Annotated in this window: 16 protein-coding genes; 2 read left to right on the top strand and 14 right to left on the bottom strand. The window is 70.3% G+C overall.

Annotated elements, in window-relative coordinates; genetic code table 11:
- Positions 1 to 128: 128 nt before the first annotated feature.
- From ACIP8W_RS00945 to ACIP8W_RS00935, 3 genes are read right to left on the bottom strand one after another with little or no spacing between them, the layout of a single operon-like run.
- Positions 129 to 1,124: a methionine synthase gene (locus ACIP8W_RS00945; protein ID WP_402152978.1), complete on the bottom strand. Its 996-nt coding sequence runs from the start codon at positions 1,122 to 1,124 to the stop codon at positions 129 to 131.
- Positions 1,121 to 1,810, bottom strand: coding sequence for an SDR family oxidoreductase (locus tag ACIP8W_RS00940; protein ID WP_401953990.1), 690 nt, complete (start codon positions 1,808 to 1,810; stop codon positions 1,121 to 1,123). Before ACIP8W_RS00940 ends, ACIP8W_RS00945 begins: the two co-directional genes overlap by 4 nt.
- Positions 1,811 to 1,839: 29 nt before the next feature.
- Entirely contained in the window at positions 1,840 to 2,379 is a 540-nt protein-coding gene (locus tag ACIP8W_RS00935; protein WP_401953992.1) for a TIGR00730 family Rossman fold protein, read from the bottom strand.
- Positions 2,380 to 2,570: 191 nt separating this feature from the next.
- Between ACIP8W_RS00935 and ACIP8W_RS00930 the strand changes: the two genes are divergently transcribed.
- Positions 2,571 to 3,347, top strand: a complete 777-nt coding sequence (locus ACIP8W_RS00930) for an alpha/beta fold hydrolase (protein WP_401953995.1) — start codon at positions 2,571 to 2,573, stop codon at positions 3,345 to 3,347.
- Here ACIP8W_RS00930 and ACIP8W_RS00925 read toward each other — a convergent pair.
- From ACIP8W_RS00925 to mnmA, 4 genes are all read right to left on the bottom strand, one after another.
- The gene (locus tag ACIP8W_RS00925; RefSeq protein ID WP_402153089.1) at positions 3,337 to 3,513 is read right to left on the bottom strand and encodes a hypothetical protein; all 177 of its coding nucleotides are present in this window, start codon (positions 3,511 to 3,513) and stop codon (positions 3,337 to 3,339) included. The genes ACIP8W_RS00930 and ACIP8W_RS00925 overlap by 11 nt on opposite strands.
- Before the next feature lie 519 nt (positions 3,514 to 4,032).
- Positions 4,033 to 4,392, bottom strand: a complete 360-nt coding sequence (locus ACIP8W_RS00920) for an ATP/GTP-binding protein (RefSeq protein ID WP_402201527.1) — start codon at positions 4,390 to 4,392, stop codon at positions 4,033 to 4,035.
- Entirely contained in the window at positions 4,287 to 5,285 is a 999-nt protein-coding gene (locus ACIP8W_RS00915) for an ATP/GTP-binding protein (protein WP_402201525.1), read from the bottom strand. The genes ACIP8W_RS00920 and ACIP8W_RS00915 overlap by 106 nt, the downstream gene beginning before the upstream one ends.
- A 176-nt stretch (positions 5,286 to 5,461) precedes the next feature.
- Complete coding sequence (gene mnmA / locus ACIP8W_RS00910; protein WP_401954003.1) at positions 5,462 to 6,595, bottom strand: tRNA 2-thiouridine(34) synthase MnmA; 1,134 nt, start codon at positions 6,593 to 6,595, stop codon at positions 5,462 to 5,464.
- Positions 6,596 to 6,655: 60 nt separating this feature from the next.
- Here mnmA and ACIP8W_RS00905 point away from each other — a divergent pair, with 60 nt between their 5' ends.
- On the top strand, positions 6,656 to 7,411 hold the full coding sequence (locus ACIP8W_RS00905; protein ID WP_402201611.1) for an N-acetylmuramoyl-L-alanine amidase: 756 nt from the start codon (positions 6,656 to 6,658) through the stop codon (positions 7,409 to 7,411).
- Between the two features lie 34 nt (positions 7,412 to 7,445).
- Here the strand turns inward: ACIP8W_RS00905 and ACIP8W_RS00900 are convergent, their stop codons facing one another.
- From ACIP8W_RS00900 to ACIP8W_RS00870, 7 genes are all read right to left on the bottom strand, one after another.
- Positions 7,446 to 8,606, bottom strand: coding sequence for a cysteine desulfurase family protein (locus ACIP8W_RS00900; protein ID WP_401954005.1), 1,161 nt, complete (start codon positions 8,604 to 8,606; stop codon positions 7,446 to 7,448).
- A gap of 98 nt (positions 8,607 to 8,704) precedes the next feature.
- Entirely contained in the window at positions 8,705 to 9,568 is an 864-nt protein-coding gene (locus tag ACIP8W_RS00895; RefSeq protein WP_402201523.1) for a thioesterase family protein, read from the bottom strand.
- Between the two features lie 70 nt (positions 9,569 to 9,638).
- Positions 9,639 to 10,298, bottom strand: a complete 660-nt coding sequence (locus tag ACIP8W_RS00890; RefSeq protein WP_401954010.1) for a trimeric intracellular cation channel family protein — start codon at positions 10,296 to 10,298, stop codon at positions 9,639 to 9,641.
- 89 nt (positions 10,299 to 10,387) lie between these two features.
- Complete coding sequence (locus ACIP8W_RS00885; protein WP_402201521.1) at positions 10,388 to 11,587, bottom strand: ABC transporter ATP-binding protein; 1,200 nt, start codon at positions 11,585 to 11,587, stop codon at positions 10,388 to 10,390.
- On the bottom strand, positions 11,584 to 12,705 hold the full coding sequence (locus tag ACIP8W_RS00880; protein ID WP_401954015.1) for an ABC transporter ATP-binding protein: 1,122 nt from the start codon (positions 12,703 to 12,705) through the stop codon (positions 11,584 to 11,586). The genes ACIP8W_RS00885 and ACIP8W_RS00880 overlap by 4 nt, the downstream gene beginning before the upstream one ends.
- The gene (locus tag ACIP8W_RS00875; protein ID WP_401954017.1) at positions 12,702 to 13,712 is read right to left on the bottom strand and encodes an ABC transporter permease; all 1,011 of its coding nucleotides are present in this window, start codon (positions 13,710 to 13,712) and stop codon (positions 12,702 to 12,704) included. The genes ACIP8W_RS00880 and ACIP8W_RS00875 overlap by 4 nt, the downstream gene beginning before the upstream one ends.
- A 160-nt stretch (positions 13,713 to 13,872) precedes the next feature.
- A complete protein-coding gene (locus ACIP8W_RS00870) occupies positions 13,873 to 15,627 on the bottom strand; it encodes an ABC transporter substrate-binding protein (protein ID WP_401954020.1) in 1,755 nt (584 codons plus the stop codon).
- Positions 15,628 to 15,668: the final 41 nt, after the last annotated feature.

Here is a 15,668-nt window from a genome sequence, read left to right as displayed (position 1 = left end):
CGCCTCGGATGCCCCAGCCGCCTCTGCCGTCCCCGATCCCCCTGCCGCCATCGCCCCCGCCGGCACCGCAGACCCCGTACTCCGCTGTTCGTCGCCCGCCACCGTTTCGTCCTCCCGTTTCAGCACCGTCACTCAGGGTTGTCCACGAGGGATCTCGCGGCCCTGACGCAGAACGCCTGCGCGGCGTGCGCGTACGCGGGAGAGGCCCCCGCGAGCCCGCACGACGGAGTGAGCGCCACGGACTCCGCGAGAGTCCCCGGATTCAGCCCCAACCTGCGCCACAGCGTTCTGACACCCATGACGCTACCGGCAGGGTCCGACAACGGGCCGTCGATACCCGGCACGATTCCGGCGAACAGTTTCGTACCGCCCTCAACGGCCTCCCCGATCGTCTCCTCGTCACGCTCGGTGAGCAGTCCGAAGTCGAACGACACCGCCGCCGCGCCCGCCCGCCGCAGCAGTGCGAACGGCACATCGGGCGCGCAGGAGTGCACGACCGCCGCGCCCTCGCCGAGCGCGGTCACCTCCCGCAGCGCGCTCTCCACGAGCTGACGGTCGACCGCGCGATAGGTGCGGTAGCCGCTGGCCGACCTGATGTGTCCCCGCAGTACGGCGGTGAGCGACGGCTCGTCGATCTGGAGTACGGGTACGGCCCCGGGCACCCGGCGCCGTACCTCCGCGAGGTGCGCGGTCACCCCCTCCACCAGCGAGCCGGTCAGGTCGCGGCAGGCGCCCGGGTCGCTCAGCGCCGCCTCGCCGCCCCGCAGCTCCAGCGCGGCGGCCAGCGTCCAGGGGCCGACGATCTGGACCTTGAGCGATCCCTCGTACCCCTGGGTGAACTCCTCCAGCGCGTCGAGGTCCTCCCCCAGCCAGGACCGGGCCCGCTTGGTGTCCCGGCCGGGACGGTCGCTGATCCGCCAGCCGCTGGGCTCCACGCGCGCGTAGACCTCGGCGAGCAGTCCGGCCGTCCGGCCGATCATGTCGGCGCCGGGTCCCCGGGCGGGCAGTTCGGCCAGATAGGGGAAGTCCTCGAAGGTCCCGGTGACGGCCCTGGCCGTCTCCCGCGCGTCGCCGCCGGGCAGGGAGCCGATACCGGTCGCCGTCCCGGCGAGCAGCGGGATCACCGGCCCGGCCGTACGGTCACGTCGTCGATCCGGGCGTCGCGCGGCAGGTCGAGCGCGGCCAGGATCGTCGTCGCCACCGATTCGGGGTCGATCCAGCGGGACGGGTCGTACTCCTTGCCCTCCTGCTGGTGCACCTTGGCCTGCATGGGGCTCGCCGTACGGCCGGGATAGACGGAGGTCACCCGGATACCGTGCGGGTGTTCCTCGTGGCGCAGCGCGTCGGCGAGCGCCTTGAGGCCGTGCTTGGAGGCGGCGTACGCGCTCCACTCGGCGTGCGCGTTGAGCCCGGCGCCCGAGTTGACGAAGACCACCTGCCCGTGGGAGGCGCGCAGTTGGGGCAGGAAGAGCCGGGTCAGCTCGGCGGGGGAGATCAGGTTCACCGTGAGCTGGCTGTGCCAGGCCTTGGGGGTCAGCTCCCCGACCGTGCCGAGTTCGACGACGCCCGCGATGTGCAGGAGCGAGTCGAGCCGGTCGGGAAGGGTCTGCTGGGCGAGCGCCCAGGAGAGCCGGTCGGGGGTGGAGAGGTCTCCGACGAGGGTACGGGCGCCGGGGAACCCGGCGGCGAGTTCCCTGGCGCGGCCGGCGTCTCGGGCGAACAGCAGCAGGTCGTCGCCGCGCTCGTGCAGCCGGCGCGCGACAGCGGCGCCGATGCCGGAGCCCGCACCGGTGATCAGATGGGTTGCCATGCGGTCATCGTCGCATCACCGGGACCCGATCACCGCACCCCGGCGGCCTCCTCCAGGCAGGCGAGCGCGCTGACCCCGTCCTCGGCGAAGAAGACCAGGTCGGCGAGGGGAAGCGGGAGGAAGCCCTCCTCCTCCATCCGCCGGAACTGCTGCTTCAGCCCGTCGTAGAAACCGGCCGTGTTGAGCAGGACGACGGGCTTGGTGTGCAGGCCGTGCTTCTTCAGCTCCAGGATCTCGGTGGCCTCGTCCAGCGTGCCCGTACCGCCGACCATGACGACGACCGCGTCGGACTTGGCGAGCAGCAGCGCCTTCCGCTCCGCGAGGTCCTTGGCGATCACCATCTCGTCGGCGCCCGGCCTGGCCACGGCGTGCAGGAAGTCCACCGAGACCCCGACCAGCCGTCCCCCGGCCTCCTGCACCCCGTCCGCGACGACCTTCATCAGCCCGCTGTCGGAGCCGCCCCAGACGAGCGTGTGGCCGCCCTTGCCGAGCAGTTCGGCGAATTCGCGGGCGGGGCGGGTGTAGCGCTCGTCCAGATCGGCGGCCGAGAGGAAGACACAGATATTCATGCCGAGCACGGTACGGGTCCGGGGCGACCCCTGTCACAGCACTTTCCCGGCACCGCGCCCGAAGCCGAGTTCCCGCAGGTCAAAGGCGACTTGGCCGCCTCCTCCACCGATGTCACCGAACCCGGCGGAAAAACTTTCCGGCCGAGCGATGAGTTGCGCACTGCCCGCCGGTCTCCCCCTGCATGAACAAGGTGCGCAAGGTGAAATCGGGAGACGGTACGACGATCGCGTATCGGCGGTCGGGCGAGGGACCACCGGTCATCGTGGTGGGTGGCGCGTTCAGTACGGCGGCGTCGGAGGCCCCGCTCGCGGAGCTGCTCGCGCCCTCCCTGAGCGTGATCACCTACGACCGGCGCGGGCGTGGCGCCAGCGGGGACACCGGTCCGTACGCGGTGGAGCGGGAGACCGAGGATCTCGCCGCCCTCCTTGAGGAGGCGGGCGGCAGCGCCTCTTTATTCGGCGTCGGCTCGGGGGCCGCGCTGGTGCTGGAGGCCGCCGCCGCCGGCCTGCCGGTCACCCAGCTCGCGGTGTACGAACCGCCGTATGCCACCGATCCGGCGGAGCTGCCCCACCGCGCCGCCTACACCGAGCGGCTGACCGGCCTGCTGGCGCGGGGGCGGCGGGACAAGGCGGTCGAGCTGTCCCTGGCGGCCATGGGCCTGGCCCCCGTGATGACCACCGCGCTGGCCCGGTCCCCGAGGTGGCGGCAGCTGACCGCGCTGGCCCACACGCTCGCGTACGACAACGCCCTGCTGGGCCGGGGCCTGATCCCCGTGGAGCGGCTGTCGACGGTGGGCACGCGCGCGATGGTGGTGGACGGCGGCGCCAGTCCCCCGCCCCCGAGGAACGCGGCCCGCGCCGTCGCCGGAGCCCTGCGCCGAGGCCGCCACCGCACCCTGACGGGCCAGACCCACGAGGTGGCCCCGCACGTACTGGCGCCGGTGCTGGAGGAGTTCTTCACCGCGTGAGGCTCCTTCCGGGCCCCGCAGGCGCTCCCCGCGGACGAACCGCCCCACGCCACAGGTGGGGCGGTTCGTCCGCGAACCAGCGCTCCAGCGCGTCCGCGTCCGGCAGCGTGAGCCGTACCTCTCTCCGGAACGCGGCGCCGTGCCCGGCCGCCCGAAGATGACACAGCTCATGGACAAGGACCAGATCGACCAGAGCGGGGCGACCAGCGCCTGATCCAGCCCCTGGCCCACCTTGTCGGTGAGATACCCCGTACCCGGAACCGTCTCGGTCTCACCGTCCGGTACCGCAGGATCGATTACCTGCGGGCCCTTCCACCAACGGGCCCGTGGTGGAACGTAGAAGACCCGGGTGTAGCGCTCGGCGTTGTCAGCCCGCTTGAGCGCCTTCACGGTGTCGCCGGTGGCCTCCTTCGCCGCCTCGTACTCCCGCTTCCACTCCGGCTCGAACTCGTCCGAGGCCCGCTTGAGGAGTTGAGGTAGTCCACCTCGGTGGACTCGCCCTCGCAGCCCACGTACACCACCCGTACCGCCTGGGAATCGTCCGGCGGCGGAGTCGGAGGCGGGATCAGCGGCTGCTCGTCGCCTTTACTTCCCCTGCGCTTGTTCCGCTTCGGTGCGCCGACCTCCGGCGAGTCCTCGGCCCGCCCGTGCCCCGATTGCCCCTGCTGCCCGCCACCCCGCGTACTCACGCTGTCGCCTTCGCCTCCTGCCAGGACACCTCACGGGCGATCTCGCCCGCGCTGACGCGCGGGACGCCGCCGTACCGGCCCCGCAGATAGCCTCGTTCCAGGCTCTCGCCATCCGCCGGACGGGCGGCAGTGAGCGGATACAACTCGGTCGCTCCCGTGCGGTCCTTCGCGGTGATCCAGACCTGATCCCTGCCGAGCGGCCGGTCCAGGACCTCGCTGCCGAGCAAGGTGGCGTCGTGTGTCGTGAAGATCAGTTGGGCGTCGCGGGGATTCGCCTTGGGGTCCTGGAAGATCCGTACGACCTCGGCGGCCAGCGTGGGGTGCAGGCTGGAGTCCAGTTCGTCGACCAGAAGCACCGCCCCCTTGTCGAGGACGGTGAGCATCGGCCCGAGGAAGCGAACCAGGCGTGTGTACCGAAGGACTCTTCTGTGAGGAAGTCCAGTGAGACGTCCTCGCCCTCCATAGCCCGGTGCCGCAGCCGGATCTCATTGGTCTCACGATCGATGTCGATACCGGTGACACCAAGGTCGGCGACCGAGAGCAGTTGCAGAATGCGCTCGCCGTACCCGCCCTTGCGGCCGGATTCGCCAAGGAGTTCCTGAGTCCACTTCGTCCGGTGCACGACATCCTCGCCCGGAGTCATCAGCCACAAGTTGTCGAGGAACCATCGGTACAGCGCCGAGAGTTGGTGATCGTTCGCGGTAGCCGCCGTGGACAGGAACAGGGCATCGGGCCGGGTGAAGCCGACCAGGGCATCCCGCTGCCCGGTGAAACTGTCGCTCTCGAAGACGAACTCGCCGCCTTCCGCCTCGGGCCGGCCGGCCTCACGGTCGAACCAGATCTCCCGCTCACCCTGCGGATAGGCGTGCAGCCACTCGGCCTCCATCCGATCGTCCGAGAGCTCGAAACCGTAGGTGAAGCGGACCGGCTTACGACCGAGAGTCAGATCCACTTCGTAGAGGCTGGTCTCCTCGACGCTCTCGCGGTCAAGTTTGAAGGGCTTACGGGGCACCCCTGGGGACTTCTGCCAGTCCGCGAACGAGGTCCGCACGGCGGCTCTCATATCGCGCAGCGCGCTCATCAGGTTGGTCTTGCCCGAGCCATTGGCTCCAAAGACGCCGACCACGGGGAGCGCCGTCACCTCGTGGTCGCCGTGGCGCAGGCCGGTGTCGCGGGCGGCGCCTTCATTCAGCGCCGTGCCGATCAGCGACAGCACACGCTCGTCACGAATCGAGCGGTGATTGGCCACCCGAAATCGCAGGAGCACCTGGACCTCCCGACAGGACAGGGAGGCTCCCCCGCCGCGTGCGTCATCGTGCGGACGTTCCGCTCTGGGCGGCCTATGACGGCCGGGCGGGCGGTGCCAGCACTGTTGATCATCCGAGATGGCCGGATCACGCCTCGTCGTACGGCCCTCGGCGGGCGTCAGCCCGCCAGCGCGCCCGTCCGGCGTTCCGTGGTGGCGATCGTCGCCGAGCCGACCACGCGGGTGCCGTCGTACAGGACGATCGCCTGGCCGGGGGCGATGCCGCGGACCGGGGTGGTGAAGGTGACGTGGAGGGTGCCGTCGGTCAGCTCGGCCGTGACCGGGGTCTCGTCGCCGTGGGCGCGGAGCTGGGCGGTGTAGTCGCCGGGGCCGGTGGGGGCGGTGCCGCACCAGCGGGGTTTGAGGGCGGTGAGGGCGGTGACGTCGAGGGAGGCGGCCGGGCCGACCGTGACGGTGTTGTCGACGGGCGAGATGTCCAGGACGTAGCGCGGCTTTCCGTCGGCGGCCGGGTGGCCGATGCGCAGGCCCTTGCGCTGGCCGATCGTGAAGCCGTAGGCGCCGTCGTGGCTGCCCACCTTCGTACCGGACTCGTCGACGATGTCGCCCTCCGCGCGGCCGAGGCGGTTCGCCAGGAAGCCCTGGGTGTCGCCGTCCGCGATGAAGCAGATGTCGTGGCTGTCGGGCTTCTTCGCCACGGCCAGGCCCCGGCGCTCGGCCTCCGCGCGGATCTCGTCCTTGGTGGTGAGGGTGTCGCCGAGCGGGAACATGGCGTGGGCGAGCTGGCGCTCGTCCAGCACTCCGAGGACGTACGACTGGTCCTTGGCCATGTCGCTCGCGCGGTGCAGCTCGCGGGAGCCGTCCTCGGCGGTGACGACCGTCGCGTAGTGGCCGGTGCACACCGCGTCGAAGCCGAGGGCGAGCGCCTTGTCAAGCAGCGCGGCGAACTTGATCTTCTCGTTGCAGCGCAGACACGGGTTGGGCGTACGGCCCGCCTCGTACTCCGCGACGAAGTCCTCGACGACGTCCTCGCGGAAGCGTTCCGCCAGGTCCCAGACGTAGAACGGGATACCGATGACATCGGCGGCCCGGCGCGCGTCGCGGGAGTCCTCGATGGTGCAGCAGCCACGGGCGCCGGTACGGAAGGACTGCGGGTTCGCGGAGAGCGCCAGATGCACTCCCGTGACGTCGTGGCCCGCCTCGGCGGCGCGGGCGGCGGCGACGGCGGAGTCCACGCCGCCCGACATGGCGGCGAGTACGCGGAGGGGGCGGGGGCTCTGGGAATTCTGAGTCATAGCTCAACCAGGGTACGGCCCGGGGGAACCACAGTCGTGCGCGAATGCGTTGACCTCGGTATGGGCGAGAAATTACAGAGCACGTCGGGCGCCGGATCCACCGGGGGCGGCAGACGCCGTGCGCCGTCGGGCGGGCGGCTGGGCCGCAGGGCGCTGCTGGCCGGTGGCGCGGCGGCGGTGGTCGGCGGGGGCGTGCTGGCACGGGACGAGCTGGCCCGCCTCTGGTGGCAGGTCCCCGGGGTCCGCAAGCCGCGCAAGGAAGGTGAGCTGGATCACGTCGGCGCGGAGTGGACGGCCGCCTCGACGGCGAACTGGCGGATGGCCGACCGGCCGGACGACTTCCGGGTCGACCGGGTGGTGATCCATGTCGTCCAGGGCAGCTATCAGGTGGCGCTCAAGGTCTTCAAGGACCCCGGCCACGGCGCGGCCACGCACTACGTCGTGGGCAAGGACGGCCGTATCGCCCAGATGATCCGCGAGCTGGACGTGGCGTACCACGCGGGCAACCGCGACTACAACCAGCGGTCGATCGGTATCGAGCACGAAGGGTTCGTGGACAAGCCCGAGTCCTTCACCGACGCGATGTACCGCTCCTCGGCCCGGCTGACGGCCGACATATGCAAGCGGTACGACCTCCCCGTGGACCGCACGCACATCATCGGCCATGTGGAGATCCCCGGCACGGACCACACGGACCCGGGGCCGCACTGGGACTGGGACCGCTACCTCCCGCTCGTACAGGAGGAGTTGGTACGGGCGAAGGCGGCCGGGGCGACGGCGCGCGGCGCGGCGCGCCCGCGCCCGCGCCTCAGCTGAGGCCCGCGGCCCTGGCCGATGTCTGCGCCGCGGCCTAGCTGAGGCCCGCGTTCCTGGCGCGGTGGACCGCCGGGCCGATCGCCTCCGCGACCGCCTCGACGTCCGCCTCCGTCGAGGTGTGGCCGAGGGAGAAGCGCAGGGTGCCCCGGGCGAGGTCCGGGTCGGCTCCGGTGGCGAGCAGGACATGGCTGGGCTGGGCCACCCCGGCCGTACAGGCCGAGCCGGTCGAGCACTCGATGCCCTGGGCGTCGAGCAGCAGGAGCAGCGAGTCGCCCTCGCAGCCGGGGAAGCTGAAGTGCGCGTTGGCGGGGAGGCGGTGGTCGGGGTCGCCGCCGAGGACCGCGTCGGGGACCGCGTCCCGTACGGCCTTCACCAGCCGGTCCCGCAACGCGCCGACCTCGTGGGCGAAGACCTCGCGGCGCTCGGCGGCGAGGTCGCCCGCGACGGCGAAGGCGGCGACGGCGGGGACGTCGAGGGTCCCCGAGCGCTGGCGCTCCTGGCCGCCGCCGTGCAGCACCGGTACGGGGGTGTGTTCCCGGCCCAGGAGCAGCGCGCCGATGCCGTACGGGCCGCCGATCTTGTGAGCGGAGACGGTCATCGCCGCGAGCCCGGAGGAGCCGAAGTCCAGCTCGGTCTGGCCGAACGCCTGGACGGCGTCGGAGTGCAGCGGGATGCCGAACTCGGCTGAGACGGCGGCGAGTTCGCGGACCGGCAGGATGGTGCCGATCTCGTTGTTGGCCCACATGACGGTGGCGAGGGCGACATCGTCCGGGTTCCGCTCGATCGCCTCGCGCAGCCCGTCGGGCAGGACCCGGCCGTAGCGGTCGACCGGCAGGTACTCGACGGTCGCGCCCTCGTGCTCGCCGAGCCAGTCGACGGCGTCGAGGACGGCGTGGTGCTCGACGGGGCTGGCCAGCACCCTGGTCCTGGCCGGATCGGCGGCGCGGCGGGACCAGTACAGGCCCTTGACCGCGAGGTTGTCGGCCTCGGTGCCGCCGGAGGTGAAGACCACCTCGCTGGGCCGCGCGCCGAGGGCCTCCGCGAGCGTCTCGCGGGCCTCCTCGACGGTACGGCGGGCCCGGCGCCCGGCGGCGTGGAGCGAGGAGGCGTTGCCGGTGAGGGCGAACTGGGCGGTCATCGCCTCGATCGCCTCCGGCAGCATCGGAGTGGTCGCGGCGTGGTCGAGGTATGCCATGGTGGAGACGATTCTACGAGCGCGGTACGGCGGTCACACCGCCGGACCGCCACCGAACGGTTTCCGCGCGCGAAGACGGGCGCGAAGACGCGCGCGAGTCAGGCGCGCGGGACCCGCGCCAGCTGCCGGGACTGGGCCACCAGCCGGTCCGCGCTGTCCCAGATCTCGGCGTCCTCCTCCAGGAAGCCGCCCGCCAGGTTACGGGTGACGATGCCGACCCGCAGCGGCCCCGGGGCCGGACGCGCGCGGACGTGGACGGTCAGTTCGACGGTCGGGGCCCAGCCCAGGAGCCCGAGGTCGAAGCAGGTGGGCGGCAGCGCGTCCACCGCCAGCAGCAGCGCGAGCGGATCGGCGTCGCGGCCGTCCTCCAGCGCGAACCAGGCGCGCGTCTCGCCCCGCCCGGAGGGCGTGCCGAGCGCCCAGCCCACCGTCGCCGGGTCCAGCCGGATCGCGAGGTGGCCGAGCATCGAGAAGTCCCCGGGCGGCAGGGGCAGTTCGGACGCGCCGACGCAGCGCTCGATGGGCGGCAGCTCGGGCGGTTTGGCGGCGGTCCGTACGTCCTCGGGCAGCGCGGCCAGGTCTCCGTACGAGGCGAGGACCCGGATCCGCTCCACCTCGCGGCCGTCCTCGCCGGTCTGGAGGAGCGACGCCTGACCGGTGGAGAGGGTGCGGCCGGTCCGTACCGTCTCGGTACGCACCACGGCGGGGCCGGGGACCGACGGCACGAGGTAGTGGGCGGAGACGGCGAACGGGTCGGGGTGCGGCAGGGTGTCGGCGAGGGCGCGGCCGAGGATCGCCAGCAGATAACCGCCGTTGGAGACGCCCATGATCGTCCAGTCCGGGGCGAGCCGGATGTCGTGGACGCCGGGTTCACGTGGGGAGACGGCGGTCGCGCGGTCGAACGCGCTGTCGCCGATGGAGGCCGGGGTCGGGGTCGGGGTCGGGGTCGGGGAGAACGCCATGGAAACAACGTACAACACGATTTACTAAGCGGTAGCTTAGGCTTCCCTCCGGACCGCGGACCGGACAGCCCTAATCGTTCTCGACGGCGTCCGACCGCCGGTTCCAGGCGCGCGGCGCCCGCCAGTGGTAGCGCATCGCGAGCAGCCGCAGCGCGAACGCGGTCAGGACGGCGAGGGTGCTGGTCGCCCCGTTCAGCGCGTCGAAGCGGATGAAGATCGCCACCATCGAGGCGCCGACCAGGGCGGGGACGGCGTACAGATCACGGTCCCAGCGCAGCAGCGAGGGCACCTCGTTGGCGAGTACGTCCCGCAGCACGCCCCCGCCGACCGCCGTCGCGAGCCCGAGCACGGTCGAGGAGGTCAGCCCGAGGCCGTGTTCGTACGCCTTGGTGGTGCCCGTCACACAGAAGAGGCCGAGCCCGGCGGCGTCGAAGACGTTGACCGCGCCCTGGATGCGCTCGACCTGGGGGTGGAGGAAGAACACCAGCGCGGTCGCCACGAGCGGCATGGAGAAGTACCCGAGATCCGTGAACGCGGCCGGGGGCACCGCCCCGATGACCAGATCCCGGAGCAGCCCGCCGCCCAGCGCGGTGATCTCGGCCAGCACGGCCATGCCGAAGACGTCGAAGTTCTTGCGTACGGCGAGCAGGGCGCCGGAGATCGCGAAGACGAAGATCCCTACGAGGTCGAGCGCGTGCTGGACGGAGGGCGTGAAGAGGTCATGGAACACCGGCACATTGTGCCTGTTCGGCGCGGCACACCCGATCTGTCCTCGATCGCCGGACGGGCTGGAGGGCCCGTCCGGCGATCGAGCACGGACTACTTGTTGTCGGCGTCCGCGGAACCGGCGGCCTCGGAGTCCGCGACCTCGGAGTCCGCGGACACGGCGGAGTCCGCGGCCACGGCGGAGTCCGCGGCCACGGCCGGCTCCGGGCTTTCGGCCGGTGACGCCAGCTCGACCGTCTCGCGCGGCCCCGCCTCCACCGTCACCGTCTCCGGGTGGTGGCAGGCCGTCTGGTGGCCCGGGGCGATCTGGAGGAGCGGCGGGTCGGTCGTCCTGCAGACGTCCGTCGCCTTCCAGCACCGGGTGTGGAACCTGCATCCGCTCGGCGGCGAGATCGGGGACGGCACGTCGCCCTTGAGCAGGATCCGGTCGCTCTTGCCGCCGCGCCTGCTCGGGTCGGGCACCGGTACGGCCGAGAGCAGCGCCTTGGTGTACGGGTGCGCCGGGGTCTCGTACAGCGCCTTCCGGTCGGCCAGCTCGACGATCTTGCCGAGGTACATGACCGCGATCCGGTCCGAGACATGGCGGATGACCGAGAGGTCGTGCGCGATGATCACGTACGTCAGGCCCAGCTCCTGCTGGAGGTCGTCCAGCAGGTTCACCACCTGGGCCTGGATCGAGACGTCCAGCGCCGAGACCGGTTCGTCGGCGACGACCAGCTTCGGGTTGAGCGCCAGGGCGCGCGCGATGCCGATGCGCTGGCGCTGGCCGCCGGAGAACTCGTGCGGGTAGCGGTTGTAGTGCTCGGGGCTGAGGCCCACCAGCTCCAGCAGCCGCTGCACCTCCTTCTTCACACCGCCCTCGGGCACGATGCCCTGGAGCTTGAAGGGCGTGGAGACGATCCCGCCGATGGTGTGGCGCGGGTTCAGGGAGCCGTACGGGTCCTGGAAGATCATCTGGATGTCACGGCGCAGCGGACGCAGCGCCCCGGTGGACAGATGAGTGATGTCCTTGCCCTCGAACTCGACCTTCCCGCCGGTCGGTTCGAGCAGCCGGGTGATCAGCCGGCCCATGGTCGACTTGCCGCAGCCCGACTCGCCGACGACGCCCAGGGTCTCCCCCGCGCGTACGTCGAAGGACAGTCCGTCGACCGCCTGGACCGCGCCGACCTTGCGCTTCAGCACGCCCTTGGTGATCGGGAAGTGCTTGACCAGGTTGGTGACCTTGAGGATCGGCTCGGCTCCGTCCGGGGCCACCGACGCCTGCGCGGGGATCTGCTTCTTCGGGTCAGTCACAGCTTCGGCGCAATCTCTTCGGTCCAGATCTTTTCCCGCTCCGCCTTCGACATGTGGCAGGCGGAGAAGTGTCCGTCGGTGATCTCCAGCAGGTTCGGACGCTCGGTGCGGGTGAGGTTGTCCTTGGGAACGTCCGCGTACGGGCAGCGCGGGTGGAAGGCGCAGCCGGACGGGACGTTGATCAGGCTGGGCGGGGTGCCCTTGACGGGTACCAGCCGGTCGGTCTGCTCCCGGTCGATACGGGGCATCGAGCCCAGCAGGCCCCAGGTGTAGGGGTGCTGCGGCTGGTAGAAGACCTTCTCCGCCGCGCCGCGCTCGATACAGCGTCCCGCGTACATCACCAGCAGGTCGTCCGCGATCTCGGCGACGACGCCCAGGTCGTGGGTGATGATGACGACCGCCGAGTGGAACTCCTTCTGGAGATCGCGGATGAGGTCGAGGATCTGCGCCTGGACGGTCACGTCCAGGGCGGTCGTCGGCTCGTCGGCGATCAGCAGCTCGGGGTTGTTGACCAGGGACATGGCGATCATCGCGCGCTGGCGCATACCGCCGGAGAACTGGTGCGGGTAGTCGTTGTAGCGCCGGGCGGGCTCGGGGATCCCGACCCGGTCCAGCATCTCGATGGCGCGCTTCTTGGCCGTCTTCTTGTCGACGGGGTTGTGGACGCGGTACGCCTCCACGATCTGCGCGCCGATGCTGTAGTACGGGTGCAGCGCCGACAGCGGGTCCTGGAAGATCATCGCCATCTTGTGGCCGCGCAGCCGGCGGACCCGCTCGGGTCCGGCGCCGATCAGTTCCTCGCCGTCCAGCCAGATCTCACCGGAGATCCGGGCCCGCTCGGAGTTGTGCAGCCCCATGATGCCCAGCGAGGTCACGGACTTCCCGGAGCCGGACTCGCCGACGATGCCGAGGGTCTTGCCCGCTTCGAGGTCGAAGCTGACGCCGTCGACGGACTTCACGAGGCCGTCGTCGGTGTCGAAGTGGATGCGCAGGTCCCGTACGGACAGGAACTTCTTGCCCGTGGCCGAACCACCGTCGGTGGAGGCGCCCTCGGCCGCGTCCGCACCGCCGTTCGTAGCCTCTGCCGCGTTCGTGTCCGTCTTGCTCACGTCGCTCATGAGAGCCTCACCCGGGGGTCGATCGCGGCGTACACGAGGTCCACCAGCAGATTGCAGAGAACGATGAAGAAGGCGGCGACCAGCGTCACGCCCATCACGATGGGCAGGTCGCTGCGGGTCACGCCCTGGATGGCGTACTGGCCCAGCCCCTGGAAGGAGAAGACGCCCTCGGTGATGACGGCGCCGCCCAGCAGGAGCCCGAAGTCCATGCCGAAGATGGTGACGAGCGGGGTGAGCGCGGCGCGCAGACCGTGTTTGACGACGACCTTGCGCTCCTTCAGGCCCTTCGCCCGCGCCGTTCTGATGTAGTCCTCGCCCATGGTCTCCAGCATGCCCGCGCGGGTGAGCCGCGCGTACAGCGCCGAGTACAGGAAGGCGAGCGTGCACCAGGGGAGGACCAGGTTCCAGGCCCATTCACCGGGGTTCTCGGTGAACGGTACGAACTGGAGGTCGGGCCAGATCGTCCAGTGGAAGCTGAACAGGGCGAGGGAGACCAGACCGGTGAAGAACATCGGCAGCGAGACGCCGGCCAGGGCGATGCCCATGGCGACGCGGTCGAAGACCGAACCGGGCTTGAGCGCGGAGAGCACGCCGATCGAGACGCCGGAGATGACCCAGATGACCGCCGCGCCGATGGCGAGCGACAGGGTGACCGGGACGCGCTGGACTATCTCGGGCCAGACCTCGACATGCGTCTTGAACGAGTAGCCGAAGCACGGCGCGTTGCAGACCGAGGGGTTGGGGCCGAAGTTGTACTCGGCGCCGACCACGATGGCCTTGATGAAGTGCCAGTACTGGAGATACAGGGGCTGGTCGAGCCCCAGGTTCGCCTTGATGGCGGCGATGGACGCCGGATCGGCGCCCTTGCCGACGTACTGGGCGGCCAGCGAGTCGGTTGTCTGCCCGCCGAGGCGGGGAACCAGGAAGAAGATCGCGAACGTGACTGCGCTGACCACCAGCAGCAGCAACACCGCGGCGAAGACGCGTCGGATGATGTACGCAGCCACAGCCGTGCGGTGCCGGGTCGTACGGGCGGGGTGCGCCCGTACGACCCGGCACCTTCACCTGCCTTTCGGGGGGTGCTGTTTGATGTACAGGTGTTACGAGGTGTCAGGGGTGTTCCAGGTCCCGCGAAGGACCGACAGGCCCTGGGACGGAGGGCCCGCGTTACTTGGACGAGCCCATGAGCGCGTAGTCGTACATGCCCAGGTATGCCTCGGCCACCGTGACGTTGGTCGCGGACACCGGGCGGTACAGCAGGTTCTTGCGGTAGAACAGCGGGACCACGGAGGCGTTCTCCATGACCAGCTTGTCGACCTCGCCCCACTTCTTGCCGCGGGCGGTGGCGTCGACCGTGCCGATGCCGTCCGTCAGCGCCTTGTTGATCTTCGGGTCGTTCAGCTCCATCAGGTTCGTGCCACCGGACGGCTTGATCGCCGCGCCGTTCACGATCTGGTCGAGGAAGCCGAAGCCGGTCGGCCAGTCGGCGCCCCAGGCCATCATCATGAGGCCGGCCTTGTTGTCGTGCACCCACTTCGGCGAACCGGCGAAGTCCGTGAAGTACTTGTCGGCCGGGAAGGTCTTGATCTCGGCGTTGATGCCGACCTTCTTCAGGCTCTCCTGGAGCTGGGTGGCGGCGGTGACCTCGTCAGGACGGTCGGACCGCGCGGTCAGCACGGTGTTGAAGCCCTTCGGCTGCTTGCACGCGGTGAGGGCTTCCTCGGCCTTGGCCGCGTCGCCCTTGTTGCCCGCGGTCGGGTACAGGTCGAACTTCTGGTAACCGGCCACCGACGGCGGGATCACCGTGGTCGCGGGCTCGCCCTTGACCGAACCGCCGATGGAGTCGACCATGCCGGCCTTGTCCACCGCGTACTGCACGGCCTTGCGGCATTCGATGTTGTCGAACGGCTTCACGTTGACGTTGATCGCCAGGTACTGGAGCGCGCCCGCGTACGGGTTGTCCGTCCTGGCCTTCTCGGACGGCTTGACGAGCACCTTGGGCTGGGTCTTGGACTGGAGCCCGGTGCCGCCGATGTCAGCGGTGATCGAGTCGTTGAGCAGGTGCTCGTCGATCGTCGACGCGTTGACGTTGAACTTCAGCTCGATCTTGTCCGGCAGCGCCTTGCGGATCGGGTCCGTCTTCGGGTCCCACTCCGGGTTGCGGACGAGCGTCGCGCCACGGCTCTCGCTGTACGAGGAGAACTGGTACGGGCCCGACGAGACTATCTTCTGGACGTAGTCCGCGCCCGTGTCGGCCTTCTGCGGGACCGGAGCCGTCTGCGAGAACGCCGCGAGGTAGTCCATGTCCGCGAACGGCTTGTTCAGCTTGAACGTGATCGTGTACTTGTCCGGGGTCTCGATGGACTGGAGACCGTCCTTGGACTTGTCCTTGTACGGACCCTTGTACTTCTCGCCGCCCTCCAGGTACGACTTGAAGTAGGTCGGGCCGTTGGACAGGGCCTCGGGCGCGAAGTTGGAGCGCTCGATGGCGTACTTGACGTCCGCCGAGGTGATCTCGGTGCCGTCCTGGAACGTGATGCCCTTACGGAGCGTGTACGTCCAGGTCTTCGCGTCCGGGCTGGCCTTGCCGAGCGAGGTCGCCAGGTCGGGGACGACCTGGAGGCCCTCCTTGCCGGCGGCCGGCTTGAAGGTCACCAGGGAACGCGCGTAGAGCCGCGAGAAATTCTGCACCCAGCCGTAGTACGTGTTGCCCGGGTCCAGGGAGTCGGGGCCACTGGAGTGCTCGTACGTGACCGTCCCCCCCTTCTTCGTGCTCGCGTTGACGATGCTGCTGAGGCCCGCGTCGGCCTTCGCGTTGCCGCCGCCGTTGTCCTTGCCACTGTCGCCGCTGGCGCAAGCGGTCGCGCCCAGCGCCACCGCCAGCGTCACGGCGATCGCCGATGCTGTCTTTCTGCTGTTCACCTGGGAAAGTCCCCTCGAATTGGACCGGGTACCGGTGCGGC

The sequence above is a fragment of the Streptomyces sp. NPDC088554 genome (assembly GCF_044752945.1).
Classification (GTDB): domain Bacteria; phylum Actinomycetota; class Actinomycetes; order Streptomycetales; family Streptomycetaceae; genus Streptomyces.
Note: the sequence above shows the minus strand (reverse complement) of the source record. Positions and strands in the feature narration are given on the sequence as shown.

What these genes read in the sequence shown, in the direction of transcription:
- ACIP8W_RS00905 (WP_402201611.1), top strand. Translation starts at nt 6,656, where the DNA reads ATGGGCGAGAAATTACAGAGCACGTCGGGCGCCGGATCCACCGGGGGC.
- mnmA (WP_401954003.1), bottom strand. Translation starts at nt 6,595, where the DNA reads ATGACTCAGAATTCCCAGAGCCCCCGCCCCCTCCGCGTACTCGCCGCC.
- ACIP8W_RS00880 (WP_401954015.1), bottom strand. Translation starts at nt 12,705, where the DNA reads ATGAGCGACGTGAGCAAGACGGACACGAACGCGGCAGAGGCTACGAAC.
- ACIP8W_RS00940 (WP_401953990.1), bottom strand. Translation starts at nt 1,810, where the DNA reads ATGGCAACCCATCTGATCACCGGTGCGGGCTCCGGCATCGGCGCCGCT.
- ACIP8W_RS00895 (WP_402201523.1), bottom strand. Translation starts at nt 9,568, where the DNA reads ATGGCGTTCTCCCCGACCCCGACCCCGACCCCGACCCCGGCCTCCATC.
- ACIP8W_RS00935 (WP_401953992.1), bottom strand. Translation starts at nt 2,379, where the DNA reads ATGAATATCTGTGTCTTCCTCTCGGCCGCCGATCTGGACGAGCGCTAC.
- ACIP8W_RS00900 (WP_401954005.1), bottom strand. Translation starts at nt 8,606, where the DNA reads ATGGCATACCTCGACCACGCCGCGACCACTCCGATGCTGCCGGAGGCG.